Genomic DNA, 16,870 nt, shown 5'->3' on the forward strand with positions numbered 1-16,870 from the left:
ACCGAACTGCAACCCGAGCGATACGGGTTTATCGAACAGGAGTCACAGCTATGGCTGATTCCAGGGATTACTTGCGCGAAGCTGCGGGGTGGCTGCTCTACGTCACCGCGCTGATGGGGCTTGCACTGTTGCTGCCGCGCTCAGTGTTCGATCCCCAATCCAGGGACTTTCTCCTGTTGCTGGGGGCGGTCGGTATCTGGCGCTATACGATGGGCGCGATCCATTACCTTCGCGGATTGCTGTTCCTTTATCTGGTGTTCCCGTACTACCGGCGCAGGGTCACCCGGCTCGGCAGCAGTGCCGATCCGTCCCACGTGTTTTTGCTGGTCACCAGTTTTCGTATCGATGCGTTGACCACGGCGCAGGTTTACCGCTCGGTGATCGAAGAGGCCATCGGTTGTGGTTACCCGACCACGGTGGTCTGTTCCATCGTAGAGCTGGCCGATGAGCTGCTGATCAAGGCACTCTGGGACAGCTATACCCCACCGAATCAGGTCAAGTTGAGCTTTGTGCGGATTCCCGGCACGGGCAAGCGCGATGGCCTGGCCCACGGTTTTCGGGCGATCTCCCGACACGTGCCGGACGCCGATGCGGTGGTGGCGGTGGTCGATGGCGACACCGTGCTCTCCGCCGGACTGGTGCGTCAGACCGTCTGCTGGTTCAAGCTGTTTCCGAACGTCGGCGGGCTGACCACCAATGAGTTCTGCGAGGTACGCGGTAGCTACCTGATGAGCCAATGGCACAAGCTGCGGTTCGCCCAACGGCACATCAATATGTGTTCGATGGCACTGGGCAAGCGCGTGCTGACGATGACCGGGCGGATGTCGGTGTTCCGCGCCCAGGTGGTGACCAACCCCGGCTTTATCCAGGACGTTGAGCGCGATTATCTGCAGCACTGGCGTCTGGGACGATTCCGCTTTTTGACCGGTGATGACAAGTCCAGTTGGTACAGCCTGATGCGGCTGGGCTACGACACCTTTTATGTGCCCGATGCAGCGATCAACACCGTCGAGCATCCCCCGGAAAAAAACTTCTTCAAGGCCAGCCGCAAGCTGATGTTCCGCTGGTATGGCAATAACCTGCGGCAGAACTCACGGGCCCTGCACCTGGGCGTGCGGCGGTTGGGCTGGTTCACCTCGCTGGTGCTGCTGGACCAACGCGTATCGATGTGGGCCAGCCTGCTCGGGCCTTCAGTGGCGATCATTGCCAGCCTCAAATACACCTTTGCCTACCTGATGATCTATGTGCTCTGGATCGGCGTGACGCGCTTGATCCTGAGTCTTCTGTTGCTGGCATCGGGGCATCCGGTCGGACCGGCTTACCCACTGATTCTCTATTACAACCAGCTGGTCGGGGCCATGGTGAAAATCTATGTGTTCTTCCGTCTCGACCAGCAATCGTGGACGCGCCAGAAAACCAAACTCGACCGCGGCCTGGCCAGCTATCAGCGCTGGTTCAATACCTGGTCGTCGCGGGCCATGACGTTTTCGGCCGGCAGTGTGTTTTGCGCACTGCTGATGTGGATTGTGTAGCACAGGTGTCAGGGCTCGGCAGGCCGTGCCGGATCGGTATCCATCGATGGGAAGGAACGCGTTATGAACTCAGCTTTTGTTGCTGTTGATGACAATGTCGTGCATGAGTCGGAGGTGCAGCGTCAGCATGCGCGGCTGAGTCTACCGGCGAGGATCAAGTTCCACGGGCCCGACCGGGAGGCGTTCGATTGCGAGCTGATCGACTTGTCGGCCGGTGGCTTCAGCCTGAGTCAGCCGGGCACATCGCTGATCGTGGGCCGGCAACACAAAGGCAAACTGGTGTTCCAGGTCGATGCGCTTGGGTTTGCCATCGACGTGGAGTTTGTCGTGCGCTCGATCAACGACGATGGGCAGCGGATAGGTTGCGAGTTTCATAACCTGCGCCCTCGTGCGATTTCCGCCTTGCGCTACGTGATCACCTCTTACCTCTCGGGAGGGGTGATCAGCCTGGGGGACATGCTCGCGACCCAGCAACGCGAAAACTTCACCAAGCCGCGCAAGCACGAAAGCGGCAACGGCATGGGCGTTTTCGCACGCTTGCGGGCCACCACGATAAGCCTGCTGATGTTCCTGGTGGGCCTGGCTGCCTTTGGGTATGTGGTGCACCAGTTGTATGGCATTTACTACGTCACTCATGCCGAATCGGCGCGGGTCAATGTCCCCGGTCAGTTGATTGGCCTGCCGCGCGACGGCAGCGTCAACTCCCTGGTCAAGGTCGGGTCGGTGGTGTCCAAGGGCGCCCCGCTGGCGACCTTTTCGGCCTCGCTGCTGGATGTGATGAGAGGCAACCTGCCGCCCGGGCAGGCGACCCCGGAGAACCTTGAGCGCCTGTTCAGCCGAACCCTGCAGGGCTCGCTGACCAGCCCTTGCGATTGCCGGGTGGTGTCGCAGCTGGTGCCGGACGGCCAGGTCGTCGGCAAGGGCACCACGGTGTACGAATTGATGCCGATCGACGGTGTCGCAACCATCGAGGCGCGCTTCCCCTACAAGAATTTTGCCAAGATCCAGCCTGGCAAAGTGGTGAATTTCCAGCTGATCGGTGAAGAACAGCCACGCATGGGCAAAATCACCGCGGTGGCGCTGGACAACGGCGGCCTGGCCTCCGACCTGCGGGTCACCATCGAACCGGACAGCCCGTTGCAGACCGATCAGGCCGGGCGTCCGGTGGAGGTCAGTATCGAAGAGCTGCAGGGCAATGTCTGGGTGCAGAACGCCTCGGCAGCCAATACCTGGGTGAAAAACGCCTGGGTGAATAAAGTCATGGCGGCCGGAAAATGAACGGCGCATGGCGATCGGGGCTGTGGCTTTCTGCGTTGGCCGCTGCGCTGATGATGATCCACGGCTGCGGCACCCTGCCTGATCAAGGGTTGGCGCGCGAGGCCATGGAGCGCGGCGATTATGAAACGGCGCGCAAGAACTACGCGGCGCTGGCCGAAGACGGCTATGCCGATGCCCAGGCCGGGATGGGCGACTTGACCGCCTCGGCGGGCGACCCGGCGAGCCTGAAAGAGGCGGAAGTCTTGTACCGGCAGGCCGCGCCGGAATCGGTCAAGGCGCAGTCACGCCTGGGCCGCTTGTTGCTGCGTCAGAGCCCGGGTGATCCCCAGAAAGTGCAAGAGTCCCGCCAATTGCTGGAAGGCGCGCTGGATAAAGGCGAGTTCAGTGCGGTGGTGCCGCTGACGTTGTTGTACCTGGGCTACCCGCGAATGGCGCCTGTGGTGGATCCGCAGCAGAAAGTCGACAGCTGGCGTGCCCAGGGCATTGCCGAGGCGGACCTGGCGCAGATTCTGATTTACCGCAATCAAGGCACCTATAACGCTCACCTGCCGCAGATCGAACAGTTGTGCCGGGCTCGGCTGGCGGTACTCGATGCCTGTTATGTGGAGCTGGCGACCATCAACCGGATGCGTGCCCAGCCCAAGGCGCAAGCGGACCTGCTGGTGCAGTTGCGCCAGGGTTTGCGCGAAGGACGAGTAGCGCCCTTGCGAGTCGAGTCAGTGGCGCGCGTGCTGTCGTCGCCCGCCCTCGAAGGCCCGCCCGACCCGCAAAGCGCCCAGCGTCTGCTCGAGGAACTGGCGCCGGTCTATCCGCCGGCCTGGACCAGCCTGGCACGGTTGATCGACGACTACCCCGCGCAAGGCGATGCGCCGCAATTGCTCTCGGCCTTGCAGCGCGGGCGCGAAGCGGGCGACCCACGGGCGGAACTGCTGACCGGGCGGCTGTATTACCTCGGCAAATGGTTACCGCAGGATCCGCGCCTGGCGGAGGAGCATTTGCTCAAGGCGGCCGCGGCCGGTGAAGTCGGCGCGCATTACTACCTGGGCCAATTGTACCGACGCGGTTATCTCGGCCAGGTCGAACCACAGAAAGCCCTGCTACATTTGTTGCTGGCAGCCCGTAATGGCTCGCCCAACGCCGATTTGGCCCTGGCCCACATGTTTTCCGACTCCCGCGGGGTCAAGGTCAATCGGATCAACGCTTTTGTCTTTGCGCAACTCGCGCAACGCCAGGGCACGGTAGATGCAGGGCCAGTACTGTCGGCCCTGCAGTCGGGGATGACCCCGGCAGAAAGGAAAATCGCGCAGCCCTTGCTTGAGGAAGAAGCCCAGGCTCGTCTGACGGGCGCGACTCTAGCCAGACTGCAAACTCCGGAAAATGGACAGGACTTACTATGAAGCAAGCATTATTGGCTGGTTGTGGTCTGGGAGTTTCGCTGTTGTGCAGCGCCGGTCTGGTGCTGGCAGCGGAAGTGGCGCCGAAGAACTTCGGCCTGGATGTGAAGATTACCGGTGAGTCGCAGGACGACCGGGACCTTGGCACGGCATCCGGCGGCACTCTCAACGATATAGGCATCGACTTGCGGCCCTGGGCCTTTGGCCAATGGGGCAACTGGAGTGCCTATACGATGGCGCAGGCGGTGGCGGCGACCGACACCATCGACACCGATACGGTGAACAACGGCGCCGACCAAAACAACACCCGTGAAGCGGATGACAGCTACCTCGCGCTTCGCGAGTTCTGGGTTGATTACCAAGGCATCACGGCCTATCCGGGCGAGCATCTGCGCTTGGGACGCCAGCGTCTGCGTGAGGACAGTGGCCAATGGATGGACACCAACATCGAAGCGCTCAACTGGACCTTCGAAACCACGTTGCTGCGCACCCACATCGGCGCCGCCCAACGCTTTTCCGACTATCGCACCGATTTCGACGACCTGGCGCCCGAAGATGAAGACCGTTCCCATGTCTTCGCCGACATCTCTACGCAATGGACGCCCAATAACTGGGTAGGCCTGCGTGTCCATCACTCGGAGGACAGCGGCAGCCTGCCCGATCCCGGCGAGCAGGTCGATACACTCGACAAGACCAACACCGGCAGCCTGACCTGGGTCGGTCTCGAAGCGAACGGCGACGGCTACAACTATCGCTCGACGATGCCGCTCAATTATTGGGCCTCCGCGACCTGGCTGACCGGTGATCGCGAAAACCTCACCAGCGAGATCGACCCCGTCGGCGATCGAATCGCGACGGGCCATACCAGTGGCGACGTCAACGCCTGGGCCGCGGACCTGGGCTTGCGCTGGAACATCGATGAAAGCTGGCGCGTCGGTGCTGCTGCCGCCCGCGGCGACGGCGGCGGTCACGACCAGGAGAATCAGTACCAGCAAACCGGCCTGGAGAGCAACCGCTCCAACTTCACCGGTACGCGTTCGCGCGTACACCGCTTCGGTGAAGCCTTTCGCGGTGAACTGAGCAACCTCCAGACGGCGACGCTGTTCGGCTCCTGGCAGATGCGCGAGGACTACGACGCCAGCCTCGTCTACCACCGCTTCTGGCGGGTCGACGATGAGCAACAAACCGGCGACGACGGGATCGTCAATGCGGCGCTGGTGGACGGCGAGAAGGACCTGGGCCAGGAAGTCGATCTGGTCATGACCAAGTACTTCAAGCAAGGCCTTTTGCCCGCGAGCATGGTGGATTGGGTCGACGAACCTTCGGCGCTGATCCGCTTGCGCCTGGGCGTGTTCTTCCCGGGTGATGCCTACGCCAACGACACCGACTCGAGCATGCATCGAGCGTTCATTGATTTTGTCTGGAAAATCTAGGACCGGTGGTTGCCCACGGTGATGCCACCGTGGGCAACGGCGCATTGATCACACCAGGCTGCATTTTTGATGAGTGAGACTTATGGACCGTGTCGTCAAGATAGGACTGTTGCTCGCCGCAATGCTGTTGATGCAGACGGCAGGTGCCACAGCGGGTGACGTCCTGATACCGCGCTACTCCATCACCGAGGCTCCGGGAAAGCCGTTGCTGATCAAGGAACCGAAAATTCCCGACCTGTCCGGCTATACCGCCGAGGCAGTCGCAGCGAAGATTTCCTACAAGCCCGCCGGCCGCGCCTTGATCCAGCCAATGCTCAAGGAAAACGCGCTCGACGAGTTCATCGGCGGCCAGGATCGCTTCAAGGAATGGGTGGTGCGCCAGAAGCAAATGCCCGTGGCAATCTTCATCGACCGTGGCTACATGAGCCTGACGCAACTGGCGCGCAGCCTGCCACAGACCGCCTTGCGCGAAACCGCGCCGGGGGTGTTTCTGGCGCGCTTGCCGATCGTCATTCGTCCCGGCGCAACCCTGCATATCGACAAGTCGGTCAAGGAGCTGCGCTTGTCCCAGGACGGCGGTTCCTTTCTGGTCAATGACGGCAAACTGTTTATTACCGATACCAAAGTCACCGCCTGGAGCGAGAAAGACAACAGCCCGGCCTGGTTCAAAAAAGACGACGTGTTTCGGCCGTTTCTCATCTCCTGGGGCGGCACCGAGACCTACATCGTCAACAGCACCATCACCAGCTTCGGCTATACCGAGAGCAAGAGCTATGGGGTGAGTATTTCCCAGTACAGCCCGAGCATGGCGCCGAAAATGAAGCGCAAAAAACCGACCGGCTGGCTGATCAATTCGCAGTTCGTCGACAACTATTTCGGCTTCTATTGCTACGAAGCCGACGACGTGGTGATTCTGCGCAACACCTATCGCGCGAACATCGTGTACGGCATCGACCCGCACGACCGTTCGCGTCGGCTGATCATTGCCCATAACGACGTCTTCGATACCCACAAGAAGCACGGCATCATCCTCTCGCGCGAGGTCAACGACAGCTGGATCATCTACAACCGCACCTACAACAATCAGCTGTCCGGCATTGTCCTGGACCGTTCCAGCGTCAACAACCTGCTGGCCTACAACGAGACCTACAAAAACCGCTCCGACGGCATCACCTTGTATGAGAGCGGTAATAACCTGATGTGGCGCAACCGCGCGGCTGACAATGACCGACACGGGATCCGGGTGCGCAACAGCACCGGCGTGCGGCTGTATGAAAACGAGCTGATGGCCAATGCCCTGACCGGGATCTACGGCCACATCAAGGATTTGCGTGGCAGCGACCGCGATCTGAAGGAAGACCCCTACGAAGAAAAACTGTCGCTCACCGTGGTCGGCGGCAAGCTGATCGGCAACGGTTCCAGCCCCATCGCCGTGTTTTCACCCACGCGCCTGGAACTCTATGACTTGACCTTTCTGGCGCCACAGAAACAGGACGGCCTGGCTTTCACCGGCTTGCTGGGGGACTTTCAGGGCGACTTGATGGACATCCTCCTGCGCCGCCATGCCGCCGCGCTGATTCTGCCCGAGACACTGTGAGGAGCCTGCCGATGAACACCCTTCATGGATTTGCCGCTGTGTACCTGCTGTCCATGTCGATGGGGGCACAGGCGCAGCCGGTGTACACGGCCGAGGCCTGCTGCAAGCTGTGCCCGCAAGCGGCGCAGGCGACATTTTACGAGCCACCGGAGCTGAAAAATTACGCGACGCTGGTGGAGGCCAAAGACCAGTGGCTGTTTCGCACCCGTAGCGATTTCCGCACTGACTTCGGCCTCGATGACAGCGGTTACAGAGCCCTCAAGCGCCTGCGCGACGGGCTCGCCCAGCGCGGGGTCGAACTGGTGCTGGTGATGCCGCCCAGCCGCGGCTTGCTGCACGCCGACCGCCTGACGCCGCTGGAACTGGCCACCTTCGATCCGGCCCGGGCACGGCAGAACTACGTGCAAACGCTGGACCGGGTGCGCGACCTGGGCATTCAGGTCGCCGACTTCAGCGACCTGTTGGGTGCGCCCCAGCCAGCCGGGCAGCCCTTCTACTTCAAGGGCGACCACAACTGGACACCCTATGGCGCCGACCGCAGTGCCCAGTTGGTGGCGCAGACGCTCGAGGGCAGCGATGTGCTCAAGGCGTTGCCGCATCAGACCTTCACCAGCCAGACGGCCGGCCTGCTGGGACGCTCGGGTACGTTGCAAAAAGCCGCCGCGCAAATCTGTGGCAACGGCTATCCGGCGCAGTATGTCAGCCGTTATCAAACCCGGGCCCAGGGCAACGCCAAAGGCCCTGCCAAGGTCGCCTTGATCGGTACCAGTGCCAGCGGCGAACTGTTCAACTTTGCCGGTTTCCTCGAACAATACCTGGAGACTCCGGTGCGCAACTTCAGTGTACCGGGCGGTGGCTACGATGATTCGTTGATCGCCTACCTGCTCGGCGACGACTTCCAGAAAGACCCGCCGGCGGTGCTGGTTTGGGAAACCGATAATCTCGACAGCCTCGGCAAATCCAGCTTCTACCGGCAGGCGATGGCGGCGCTGAGCGATGGCTGCGAAAACCAGACGCCGCTGCTCAGAAGCCAGGCGAACCTGCACAGCGGGCGCAATCAGGTGTTGTTCAACGGCGGTGGCGGCAATGTGTATCCGATCAAGGGCAGTCGTTATCAGGTCGACCTCAGGTTCGCCGACCCAGGCGTACACATGATGAACGCGACCCTGACCTACATGAACGGTCGCCAGGAAAACATCAGCTTGAGCCGTTCGCCGACGGTCAATACCCAGGGCCGCTTCGCCTTCGAGTTGCGCGGCGACGGGGACTGGGACGATCAGACGTTTCTGTCCATGGACGTGCAGCCACCGCCGGGAATGAACGCCACGTCGCTCTCGACCCGCTTGTGTGTCAAACCCGCCATCACGGCGGCACCTTCCCTGCGCACCGCGCAGACGGAGGAAAACTGATGCGTCAGGCGCGCTGGGCCGCCGTTGGCGTGGCCCTCATTCTGATGGGGCCGATCATGCAGGCGTGCGCTCAACTTCGCCCGCCCCAGGGTTATTACGCGCCGGCCGTAGACAAAAAAGGCGACACGCCGAGCTGCCCGGCGACACCCAAACCCTATACCGGTGACCTGTTGATCCCCAGCAAGTACGAAGGCTCGGGCAAGGCACGGGATCAGCTCAACGCCGAATCCAACAAACGCTACAAGGAAATGTCGGGCGATATCAACGAACTGGAAAAAGGCGTCAACAAACAAGTCGCCGCCTATTTACGACAAGGCCGCGCCGGTCATGTGGACTGCACCCTGAGCTGGCTCGGCGAGTGGGCCAAGGCGCAGGCGCTGCTGAGTACCACCTACACCCATACCGGCAAGTCGATGCGCAAATGGGCGCTGGGCAGTATTTCTTCGGCGTATCTGCGGCTCAAGTTTTCGCGTTCGCAGCCATTGAGGGGCCGCGAGGCGCAGACCCGGCCTATCGAGGCCTGGATCGGCAAGGTTGCCGAACAGGTGGTGCGCGATTGGCGTGACCAGCCGCTGGACCGGCTCAACAACCACCAATATTGGGCGGCATGGTCCGTCATGGCGGCCTCGGTGGTGGTTGATCGACGCGATCTGTTCGACTGGTCGGTTGCGCAGTTTCGCATCGGCGCGTCCCAGGTTAATGCAGACGGCTATCTGCCCAACGAACTGGGCCGCGACACCCGCGCTCTGGCTTACCACAACTACGCGATGGGGCCGCTGATGATGATCGCGTCCTTCGCCCAGGCCAACGGCGTCGACCTGCGCGAAGAAAACAACGGCGCCATGCGGCGTCTGGCAGCGCGGGTGGAAGAAGGCATCAAGGACCCAGGTTTGTTTGAACGCAAAACCGGCTACAAGCAGGCACTTGAGGACCTCAACGAGGACGGCAAGTTTGCCTGGCTGGAACCTTACTGCGCGCTGTACGACTGCTCGGCGGAAACCAACCGCTGGCGCCAGTCAGTCGAACCGATGAAAAACTACCGCCTGGGCGGCGACATCACCCAGCTCTTTGCTGACCAGAAGGAATAACTGCATCAGCCGATGCGGCCATTCTGAATCGGGCTTGTGTTTTGAATAATGGAAGGCAGTCCTTCGCTGTGCGAAGCGCCTTCATGTCGATTGATGAAGGTGCGGGAGGTAAGAGAAATGATTCCAGTCATTCTGTCCGGCGGCAGTGGTTCGCGGTTGTGGCCGCTGTCGCGCAAGTTGTACCCAAAACAATTCCTGAGTCTGGCCGGCGAAGGATCGCTGTTTCAGCAAACCCTGCAACGCCTGGCGTTCGATGGCATCGGTAAGCCGATCGTGGTCTGTAATCAGGAGCATCGCTTCCTCGTCAATGAGCAGCTCGCCGCCATCGGCTGTACGCCGCAGGCGATCCTGCTCGAACCCTTCGGCCGCAACACCGCGCCGGCGGTGGCACTGGCGGCCCTCAAACTGATCGCCGAAGGCCGCGACGAGCTCATGTTGGTGCTGCCTGCCGACCATGTGATCAGCGACGTTCCCGCCTTGCGCGCCACACTGGCAAACGCGCAGGAGGAAGCGCTCAGAGGCAACCTCGTGCTGTTCGGCATTCCGGCAACGCGTCCGGAAACCGGCTTCGGCTACATCAAGGCCGACTGCGGTGATGCCGGCGCCAGTGCTTTCAAGGTCGAAAAATTTATCGAGAAACCCGACGCGCAAACCGCCGCCGAATTTGTCCGCTCCGGCGAGTACTTCTGGAACAGCGGCATGTTCCTGTTCCGTGCCAGCCGCTATCTCGAAGAGCTGCGCACTCACGAACCGGACATGTACGAGAACTGCGTGCTCGCCCTGGAGCGTAGCCCCAGCAGCGAAGGCGTGACCAGCATCGATCGGGCCACCTTCGAATGCTGCCCGGACAACTCCATCGACTACGCGGTAATGGAGCACACCAACCGTGCCTGGGTTGTCCCGCTGAGCGCTGGCTGGAGTGATGTCGGTTGCTGGTCTTCGCTATGGGATGTGCACGACAAGGACGGCGATGGAAATGTGCTCAAGGGCGATGTCGTCAGCTACAACAGCCGCAGTTGCTACGTACATGGCAGTAGCAAACTGGTGACCCTGCTCGGGGTGGAAAATCTGGTCGTGATAGAAACCGAGGATGCACTGATGGTCGCGCACCGCGACACCGTGCAAGACGTGAAAAAACTGGTGAATGCGCTCGACGCCCAAAATCGCTCGGAAACCCAGAACAACTGCGCGGTGTATCGTCCCTGGGGCAGTTACCACTCGGTGGACAACGGCATCCGCCACCAGGTCAAGCACATCACCGTGAAACCCGGCGCTCAACTGTCCCTGCAAATGCATCACCACCGCGCCGAGCACTGGATCGTGGTCTCCGGCACCGCCCAGGTGACGTGCAACGACAAGGTCTTCCTGCTCACTGAAAACCAGTCCACCTACCTCCCGATCGCATCGGTACATCGCCTGGCCAACCCCGGAAAAATCCCGTTGGAAGTCATCGAAGTGCAGACCGGCAGCTACCTGGGCGAGGACGATATCAAGCGTCTGGAAGATGTGTACGGCAGGAACCAGGAGGTCAAGAGCTGAGCCAGCTTTGACGTGTATACCGGACGAGGAAGAAACGCGGGCCTGGAGACACACGTGGACTACATTGCGCAGCGAATCATCGAGGTGATTCATAGCGCTGTGTAATCTGAGGACAGGCGGATACGAGGTTGTGTCCGCCTACATCACATCCTGTGGGAGCGAGCCTGCTCGCGATGACGCCCTGACATACACAATCGATGTCGACCATCACAACTCTCCCGAGCAAACCGCTAACGCCTCGCCCTCCCCCACAAAACCTCAAAATTTAATGAACCCCACCTACGCCCACCCACCTAACTGAATGACTATCAGGAGGTGACTCATGCAAACCGAAACCATCTGGATCGTACTCGCAGCAGTTCTTGTGCTGGTCGAGCTATGGGCAATCAACAAAGTACGCAAAGCCGAAGGCAAATCCAGCAACAAACTCGTATGGATGGTGGTCATCGTGTTTGTGCCGCTGTTCGGGCTGATCGCATGGGCATTGGCCGGCCCCAAACACACCGATCCGAATCCGCATTCGCCGCAGGCTCGCCAATGACGCCGGACAATCCGCGCCAACGATTTAGAAACCGCACAATTTGAAACGACAAAGCCCCGATGATTCGGGGCTTTGTCATTTCTGGCCGGATAGCTTGAATGATCAGCCGCCACTCAATCCGCGTAGGAGCTGCCGAAGGCTGCGATCTTTCAATCTTCAGCTCCGAAAATCTCGTAGGAAACCGCCTTTTGTGGCGAGGGAGCTTGCTCCCGCTGGGCTGCGCAGCAGCCCCAAACCTTGCCGTACTTTTAAACATCAACGCATCCCCTGTAGCAGCTAGCGAAGCCTGCGTTTGGCTGCGCAGCAACCGTAAATCCAGGGTGCAAGGCTCATCTGTCACACCGCGACTTCTGATCATGTAACTGATAAGCAGCCAAACGCAGGCTCCGCCAGCTACTACAGAAAACCGACTGTCGTCCTACACACCCGTTTGCAGACAGCAAAGCCGCCACTTATAGTTTGCTCCGTCGCTAACAGCAGTTAGCGGCAGGGATTCGCAGCCCTAAAAAGAAGACACCAAATACCGCCAGCCACGCCACTGACAATTTCCCTCTGTGATTGGTATGACGGATGTAATTCATCTTTCTAGGACTGAAACCATGACAACCCAACACCCGCCTCGCCGCTTCACCCCCATGTCCCAATTCGCCACCGACTACCCCGTCCTCCTCATCGACAGCGACGCCCCCATCCGCGAACTGCACAACTGCGTCAGCGAACGCCTCAACGCCGTCCTCAAATATCTCAACCTCATGGCCTGCACCAGCCTGCCGGACTACGCCGAAAACGACATCAACACCGTCACCAACATCGCCCGGATCATGGTGCAGGACGTGAGCGATGTGTTTCGGGTGATTGAGCAGCGGGGATTTGATACATCCAAAGGTCAATGAACGAACTTCACACAAAAACCCGCGTTAATGCGGGTTTTTGTTAGTCCTGGCTACAGAATCTACTTTGTGCGCACCGGGATGACCGACTACACGATGCTTACTGGAAGCGAAAAAACGGATCAGGCGCGGGGCATCAAACGAGCTAAACAGATCCTCGATGCCATGAAGGGTAAATGACATGAGCGAAACGAAATTCAATCCCGAGGATATGCCTATCCTCAATCTCGACATTTCTGGCACAAGTCGTCACGAAGCTTCCCGCTTCCTCGACAGCCCGGAAATAATGGCGGCTTACATTGCTGAAAGTATGAAGGCAGGTGACACGGCGCTGGTTCATGCGCTGGGTGAGGTTGCAAAAGCTATAGGCGTAAATAAAGTCGCCCAGCAAGCTGGGGTCAACCGCGAAAGCCTTTATAAGGTGCTTAAAGGCGGAACGAAAACGCGTTTTGAGACAATCAGGAAGCTGATGACAGCGATAGGCCTGGAACTCACCGTACGCCCAATGGCGACGCCAGCCGCAGCCCCAAGCAAGCCCAGACCTGCTCCAGGAAAATCCGCCGCCCGGCCTGCTGCTGGCAAACCGAAGTCCAAAGTTGCTACCAAACCTGTCCCAGCCTGAACCGGCTGGTTGTTCCCAGGTTTCGATAAAAAAGGTGACAGTTCTATTTATTCAAATAGATCTGTCACCTTTTTTCCGTCACAAACCCCACGAACAGAATATTTCATCACCTCAGGATCGCTCAGAATATCCGTCAATGCGGGCAGATCTTGCCGCGATATTGGCCGTCCGATTAGCCTCAGTGTTTCAAATAAGTGCACCCGCTCCTCCTTGTGCATAACGTTAAATTAAGGGGTGCGCTACTTCTGGCTAAGTGCCGCGATGGACAGGCCCGACACGACAAAAGTCAAACCGGCCCCCACATTCAGGCCGTTGACCAGCCGCGGCCGTTGCCGAATATGGCTCGACAGGCCGGTAGCAAATATTCCCATCAGCGCGAAACCCACGGTCGTCAGTGCGGCAAACCATACCCCATACACCAGCATCTGAAGGGTGACGGAGCCCAATTGCGGGTTGACGAACTGGGGAATGAACGCCAGGACGAACAACCCCGGTTTCGGATTGAGCGCCGCAGAAAGAAAGCCGGTGAGGAAGATGCTGCGCAGCGACTGATTGGCTGTTGGGATGAAGTTGATCAGGCTGCGGGTACGTAAAACCTTGATGCCCAGCCAAAGCAGATAACCCGCCCCGATCACCTTGACGATCCAGAACGCGACTACCGACGTTTGCATAAGCAGAGTCAATCCCAAGGAGGCGGTCGTCACGTGAAACAGGATCCCTGTGCCCGAAGCCAGTCCTGACACGAAAGCGGCCATACGACCCTGGCTGAGCCCTCTGCCAATCGCCAGCAGGTTGTCCGGCCCGGGTGATACAACCAGCAAGATGCAGGCTGCGGTATAGGCAAACCAGGTATTCATTGGGAACACGGTCACTCTCCTTATGCGCGATAGCGGAATCCATCCTCATGTCGACCGCAACTCTAGCCTGGATGTCGCAGACAGCGCTATTCGAGACATCGATATCAACCAGACGAGATAAACGGTCGCTTTCTGGCAATGATTGAATCGCCCACGTTTCTGTAGACAGCTTTGAGCGGCTGCTTTTGGCCGTTTTCTGCCTGTTTGGGTCGAAAGCTGCTTGCTCCGCTATTGCAGCGGAACATACACATCTGTTTGCCATTGATCCTGTGGTGTCTCAGGATGGACGCTCAGGTAATTGAAGAATAGCGGCTGGTCACGAAGTTCCTCACCACTGGCAGGAAGCCAATCGCGGTAAATCGGATAGATCGTTTCACCGATGTGATCCGGTGACCCTGCGTGTCGCACCACGACGTAGCGACCGGCAGGAATGATGATCTCGTGCACGCCGAACTCATTCGGCGCCACGGCCTCGTGAATCTCGCCGCAGATTGCGAAGCGGAATGCTTGTGGAGGTGTCGTATCGGGGTTGCTATAGGGAATGCCAAAGGTGCGACTCGATGCCACCGGCGACTGTCCGCTCTGCATACGCCACTCGATGAACGTGCGCACGCTCTCATTGACGAGCCCGGCTGGTCCGCAGTGGTCAAGCGCTGCTACCTTGACTTCAGGGAAATCTATGATTCGTACTTGCATGATGATAGTCCTGGAAAAGTGAGGGATTGCGAATACCGCATTCCAGACCTGCCAGTTCGGTTCCTTCCTGAACGCACTCGGCGTCATACCGAACGCCCGCCTGAACGCCCTGCAAAATGCCTCGGGACTTTCAAAGCCGGCACCGAGTGCGGCGTCCAGTACCGAGTGATCAGCGAGGGCGGCTAGCCTATGTGCCGCGCGTCGTAGTCGCATCAGTTGCACATAACGTGAGACAGGCACTCCTACGAACGCGGTGAATTGTCGATGGAAGTGAAACGCCGAAAAGTTCGCCACATGGCTCAACGTCTTCACCGACAGGTCACCTTCAAGATTGGCATCAATGTAGGCGAGTACGGCGTTGAAGCGTTTTGTGTAAGCGAAATGGGTCGGCATGTCAGACACTGGAAAAAGCTCCTGGAAGTACGGTCGGCAATAGAGTCGACTATAGCGGCGTGAACGCGCCTAGCCGCGTTTGCTCAAGGCACGTTTTGGGTTAGCCAATACGATCTCTTCCAAGGCGCTGTAAAGGTCGGGGGCATTTCAGGTGTCCACTTCTGGCCGTTCTCTGCTGGTCATGGTTACGAAGTGTGCTGGTCAAGTCCGATGCAAATGACTGGTCAGGTCGAATGCAAACGGGTGGTCAAGTCAGTGCAATTACCCAGACTTGGCGCTGGTTGATCCGCTGGGGGAAGTTGCGAAAGCTATAGACGTAAAACAAAGTCGCCCAGCAAGCTGGGGTCAACCGCGAACGCCTTTATAAGGTGCTTAAAGGAGGGGCTCAATCCAATATTGAGACTTTCTTTAGCAGCTCGTGAAGTCCATCAGGAACCAACGGCGCTTCATCGGTAAAGCCTGTCCACGGGAGCCACTTCGCAACGAAGGCCGCGCCATCGCTTTCTTGAGCATTCAAGTGCGACACCTCATAGACACTGGCATCTACAAACTTCGCGTCGTAAACCTGCACGATTTCGTGCCCTGGTGTGCCGTTATACGTAAAGATGCTTTCAAGAGTGCCAAGCAAGCGAACATCGGTGATGGGCAAACCGAGTTCTTCATGCACCTCTCGCACAATGGCTTGGGCACTGGTTTCGCCGAATTCGATTCCGCCACCGATCGGACGGAAGAATGGCTTTTCAGTGATGGGGTCGCGAGCTTCGTTGACCAGTATCTTGCCATCGTGATGGAAGATGCAGAGTGCCAGGGCGCGGATGCGATGAGTGGTCATGATGTGAAGTCCATTTACTTTGAAAAATGCCTGTAGCAGCAGTTGGTTGCTACAGGTCAGCGTCCATTCTAGATATCAGAAGTTAGCCGGGGTGTTGGCGCTGATGATTTCAGCCTCATCCTGGCCAATATTGCGGAATTTGTGCGGCAGCGTTGTCGGGAAATAGTAGCCATCGCCAGCATTCAGCACACTAATCTGCCCATCAACCGTCAACTCAACCGTCCCCCGCGTAACCAACCCACACTCCTCCCCTTCCGAGTGCACAATCGGCTCTTCCCCCGAGCTCGCCCCCGGCGCGTACTGCTCACGCAATAAACGCATCTGCCGGCTCGGCACCGAAGCGCCAATCAACAGCAACCGCAACCCATGACGCCCAAGATCGGGCTGTTCATTGGCGCGGAACACGTATTGGTGCTCACGCGGCGGTTGGTCGAAGGTGAAGAAGTCCGCCAAGGACATGGGGATGCCTTCGAGCAGTTTTTTCAGGGAGCTGACGGAGGGACTGACGCGATTCTGTTCGATCAGGGAGATGGTGGCATTGGTGACGCCGCTACGCCGGGCCAGCTCGCGCTGGGAGAGTTTGTAGCTTTCGCGTACTAATTTGAGTCGTGAGCCCGTGTCCATGACAGCCTTATGCGAGAAATACTTAAGGGTTATGGGGGTGGATGGCGGGCGACTTTTGGCCGCGAAAGTACCGCTTCCCTGTCCCGTAATTGTGAAAGGCGGGTATTAAATCACGTTTGATGGTGTTGCTCAGCAGGTTCGATGA

General features: G+C 59.0%; 15 protein-coding genes and 1 pseudogene. 12 read left to right on the forward strand and 4 right to left on the reverse strand.

The window, feature by feature from the left end:
• The first annotated feature begins 50 nt into the window (after nt 1-50).
• From KJF94_RS13600 to KJF94_RS13650, 12 genes and pseudogenes are all read left to right on the forward strand, one after another.
• Nucleotides 51-1,532 carry a glycosyltransferase family 2 protein gene (locus tag KJF94_RS13600; RefSeq protein WP_214384179.1) on the forward strand — a complete coding sequence of 494 codons (1,482 nt, stop codon included), beginning with the start codon at nt 51-53 and terminating at the stop codon, nt 1,530-1,532.
• A gap of 63 nt (nt 1,533-1,595) precedes the next feature.
• Nucleotides 1,596-2,810: an alginate biosynthesis protein Alg44 gene (locus KJF94_RS13605; protein WP_214384181.1), complete on the forward strand. Its 1,215-nt coding sequence runs from the start codon at nt 1,596-1,598 to the stop codon at nt 2,808-2,810.
• Nucleotides 2,807-4,207, forward strand: a complete 1,401-nt coding sequence (locus KJF94_RS13610) for an SEL1-like repeat protein (RefSeq protein WP_214384183.1) — start codon at nt 2,807-2,809, stop codon at nt 4,205-4,207. Before KJF94_RS13605 ends, KJF94_RS13610 begins: the two co-directional genes overlap by 4 nt.
• Nucleotides 4,204-5,637 carry an alginate export family protein gene (locus KJF94_RS13615; protein WP_214384184.1) on the forward strand — a complete coding sequence of 478 codons (1,434 nt, stop codon included), beginning with the start codon at nt 4,204-4,206 and terminating at the stop codon, nt 5,635-5,637. Before KJF94_RS13610 ends, KJF94_RS13615 begins: the two co-directional genes overlap by 4 nt.
• Nucleotides 5,638-5,719: 82 nt before the next feature.
• Complete coding sequence (gene algG / locus KJF94_RS13620; protein ID WP_214384186.1) at nt 5,720-7,234, forward strand: mannuronan 5-epimerase AlgG; 1,515 nt, start codon at nt 5,720-5,722, stop codon at nt 7,232-7,234.
• An 11-nt stretch (nt 7,235-7,245) separates the two neighbouring features.
• Nucleotides 7,246-8,643 (forward strand): alginate O-acetyltransferase AlgX-related protein, encoded by a 1,398-nt coding sequence (locus KJF94_RS13625; RefSeq protein ID WP_214384188.1) that lies wholly within the window; start codon nt 7,246-7,248, stop codon nt 8,641-8,643.
• A complete protein-coding gene (locus tag KJF94_RS13630) occupies nt 8,643-9,731 on the forward strand; it encodes a mannuronate-specific alginate lyase (RefSeq protein ID WP_214384190.1) in 1,089 nt (362 codons plus the stop codon). The genes KJF94_RS13625 and KJF94_RS13630 overlap by 1 nt, the downstream gene beginning before the upstream one ends.
• 117 nt (nt 9,732-9,848) lie before the next feature.
• Entirely contained in the window at nt 9,849-11,270 is a 1,422-nt protein-coding gene (locus KJF94_RS13635) for a mannose-1-phosphate guanylyltransferase/mannose-6-phosphate isomerase (RefSeq protein ID WP_214384192.1), read from the forward strand.
• 322 nt (nt 11,271-11,592) lie between these two features.
• The gene (locus tag KJF94_RS13640) at nt 11,593-11,811 is read left to right on the forward strand and encodes a PLD nuclease N-terminal domain-containing protein (protein ID WP_214384194.1); all 219 of its coding nucleotides are present in this window, start codon (nt 11,593-11,595) and stop codon (nt 11,809-11,811) included.
• Nucleotides 11,812-12,410: 599 nt separating this feature from the next.
• Nucleotides 12,411-12,704 carry a fructose-bisphosphate aldolase gene (locus KJF94_RS13645; protein WP_214384196.1) on the forward strand — a complete coding sequence of 98 codons (294 nt, stop codon included), beginning with the start codon at nt 12,411-12,413 and terminating at the stop codon, nt 12,702-12,704.
• Between the two features lie 27 nt (nt 12,705-12,731).
• A pseudogene (locus tag KJF94_RS30215) lies at nt 12,732-12,881 on the forward strand (type II toxin-antitoxin system RelE/ParE family toxin); the annotation flags it as partial.
• Nucleotide 12,882: 1 nt separating this feature from the next.
• Nucleotides 12,883-13,323 carry an addiction module antidote protein gene (locus tag KJF94_RS13650; RefSeq protein ID WP_214384198.1) on the forward strand — a complete coding sequence of 147 codons (441 nt, stop codon included), beginning with the start codon at nt 12,883-12,885 and terminating at the stop codon, nt 13,321-13,323.
• A 239-nt stretch (nt 13,324-13,562) separates the two neighbouring features.
• Here the strand turns inward: KJF94_RS13650 and KJF94_RS13655 are convergent, their stop codons facing one another.
• The 4 genes from KJF94_RS13655 to KJF94_RS13670 form a co-directional block, all read right to left on the reverse strand.
• On the reverse strand, nt 13,563-14,189 hold the full coding sequence (locus tag KJF94_RS13655) for a LysE family translocator (RefSeq protein ID WP_250548280.1): 627 nt from the start codon (nt 14,187-14,189) through the stop codon (nt 13,563-13,565).
• Between the two features lie 219 nt (nt 14,190-14,408).
• Nucleotides 14,409-15,278, reverse strand: coding sequence for an AraC family transcriptional regulator (locus KJF94_RS13660; protein WP_214384200.1), 870 nt, complete (start codon nt 15,276-15,278; stop codon nt 14,409-14,411).
• 376 nt (nt 15,279-15,654) lie between these two features.
• Nucleotides 15,655-16,101, reverse strand: coding sequence for an NUDIX hydrolase (locus tag KJF94_RS13665; RefSeq protein WP_214384202.1), 447 nt, complete (start codon nt 16,099-16,101; stop codon nt 15,655-15,657).
• Nucleotides 16,102-16,176: 75 nt separating this feature from the next.
• Nucleotides 16,177-16,725: a cupin domain-containing protein gene (locus tag KJF94_RS13670; protein ID WP_007946335.1), complete on the reverse strand. Its 549-nt coding sequence runs from the start codon at nt 16,723-16,725 to the stop codon at nt 16,177-16,179.
• Nucleotides 16,726-16,870: the final 145 nt, after the last annotated feature.

Origin of the sequence: Pseudomonas hormoni, from assembly GCF_018502625.1 — a bacterium.
GTDB classification, from domain to species: domain Bacteria; phylum Pseudomonadota; class Gammaproteobacteria; order Pseudomonadales; family Pseudomonadaceae; genus Aquipseudomonas; species Aquipseudomonas hormoni.

What these genes read in the sequence shown, in the direction of transcription:
- KJF94_RS13600 (WP_214384179.1), top strand. Translation starts at nt 51, where the DNA reads ATGGCTGATTCCAGGGATTACTTGCGCGAAGCTGCGGGGTGGCTGCTC.
- KJF94_RS13605 (WP_214384181.1), top strand. Translation starts at nt 1,596, where the DNA reads ATGAACTCAGCTTTTGTTGCTGTTGATGACAATGTCGTGCATGAGTCG.
- KJF94_RS13610 (WP_214384183.1), top strand. Translation starts at nt 2,807, where the DNA reads ATGAACGGCGCATGGCGATCGGGGCTGTGGCTTTCTGCGTTGGCCGCT.
- KJF94_RS13615 (WP_214384184.1), top strand. Translation starts at nt 4,204, where the DNA reads ATGAAGCAAGCATTATTGGCTGGTTGTGGTCTGGGAGTTTCGCTGTTG.
- algG (WP_214384186.1), top strand. Translation starts at nt 5,720, where the DNA reads ATGGACCGTGTCGTCAAGATAGGACTGTTGCTCGCCGCAATGCTGTTG.
- KJF94_RS13625 (WP_214384188.1), top strand. Translation starts at nt 7,246, where the DNA reads ATGAACACCCTTCATGGATTTGCCGCTGTGTACCTGCTGTCCATGTCG.
- KJF94_RS13630 (WP_214384190.1), top strand. Translation starts at nt 8,643, where the DNA reads ATGCGTCAGGCGCGCTGGGCCGCCGTTGGCGTGGCCCTCATTCTGATG.
- KJF94_RS13635 (WP_214384192.1), top strand. Translation starts at nt 9,849, where the DNA reads ATGATTCCAGTCATTCTGTCCGGCGGCAGTGGTTCGCGGTTGTGGCCG.
- KJF94_RS13640 (WP_214384194.1), top strand. Translation starts at nt 11,593, where the DNA reads ATGCAAACCGAAACCATCTGGATCGTACTCGCAGCAGTTCTTGTGCTG.
- KJF94_RS13645 (WP_214384196.1), top strand. Translation starts at nt 12,411, where the DNA reads ATGACAACCCAACACCCGCCTCGCCGCTTCACCCCCATGTCCCAATTC.
- KJF94_RS13650 (WP_214384198.1), top strand. Translation starts at nt 12,883, where the DNA reads ATGAGCGAAACGAAATTCAATCCCGAGGATATGCCTATCCTCAATCTC.
- KJF94_RS13665 (WP_214384202.1), bottom strand. Translation starts at nt 16,101, where the DNA reads ATGACCACTCATCGCATCCGCGCCCTGGCACTCTGCATCTTCCATCAC.
- KJF94_RS13670 (WP_007946335.1), bottom strand. Translation starts at nt 16,725, where the DNA reads ATGGACACGGGCTCACGACTCAAATTAGTACGCGAAAGCTACAAACTC.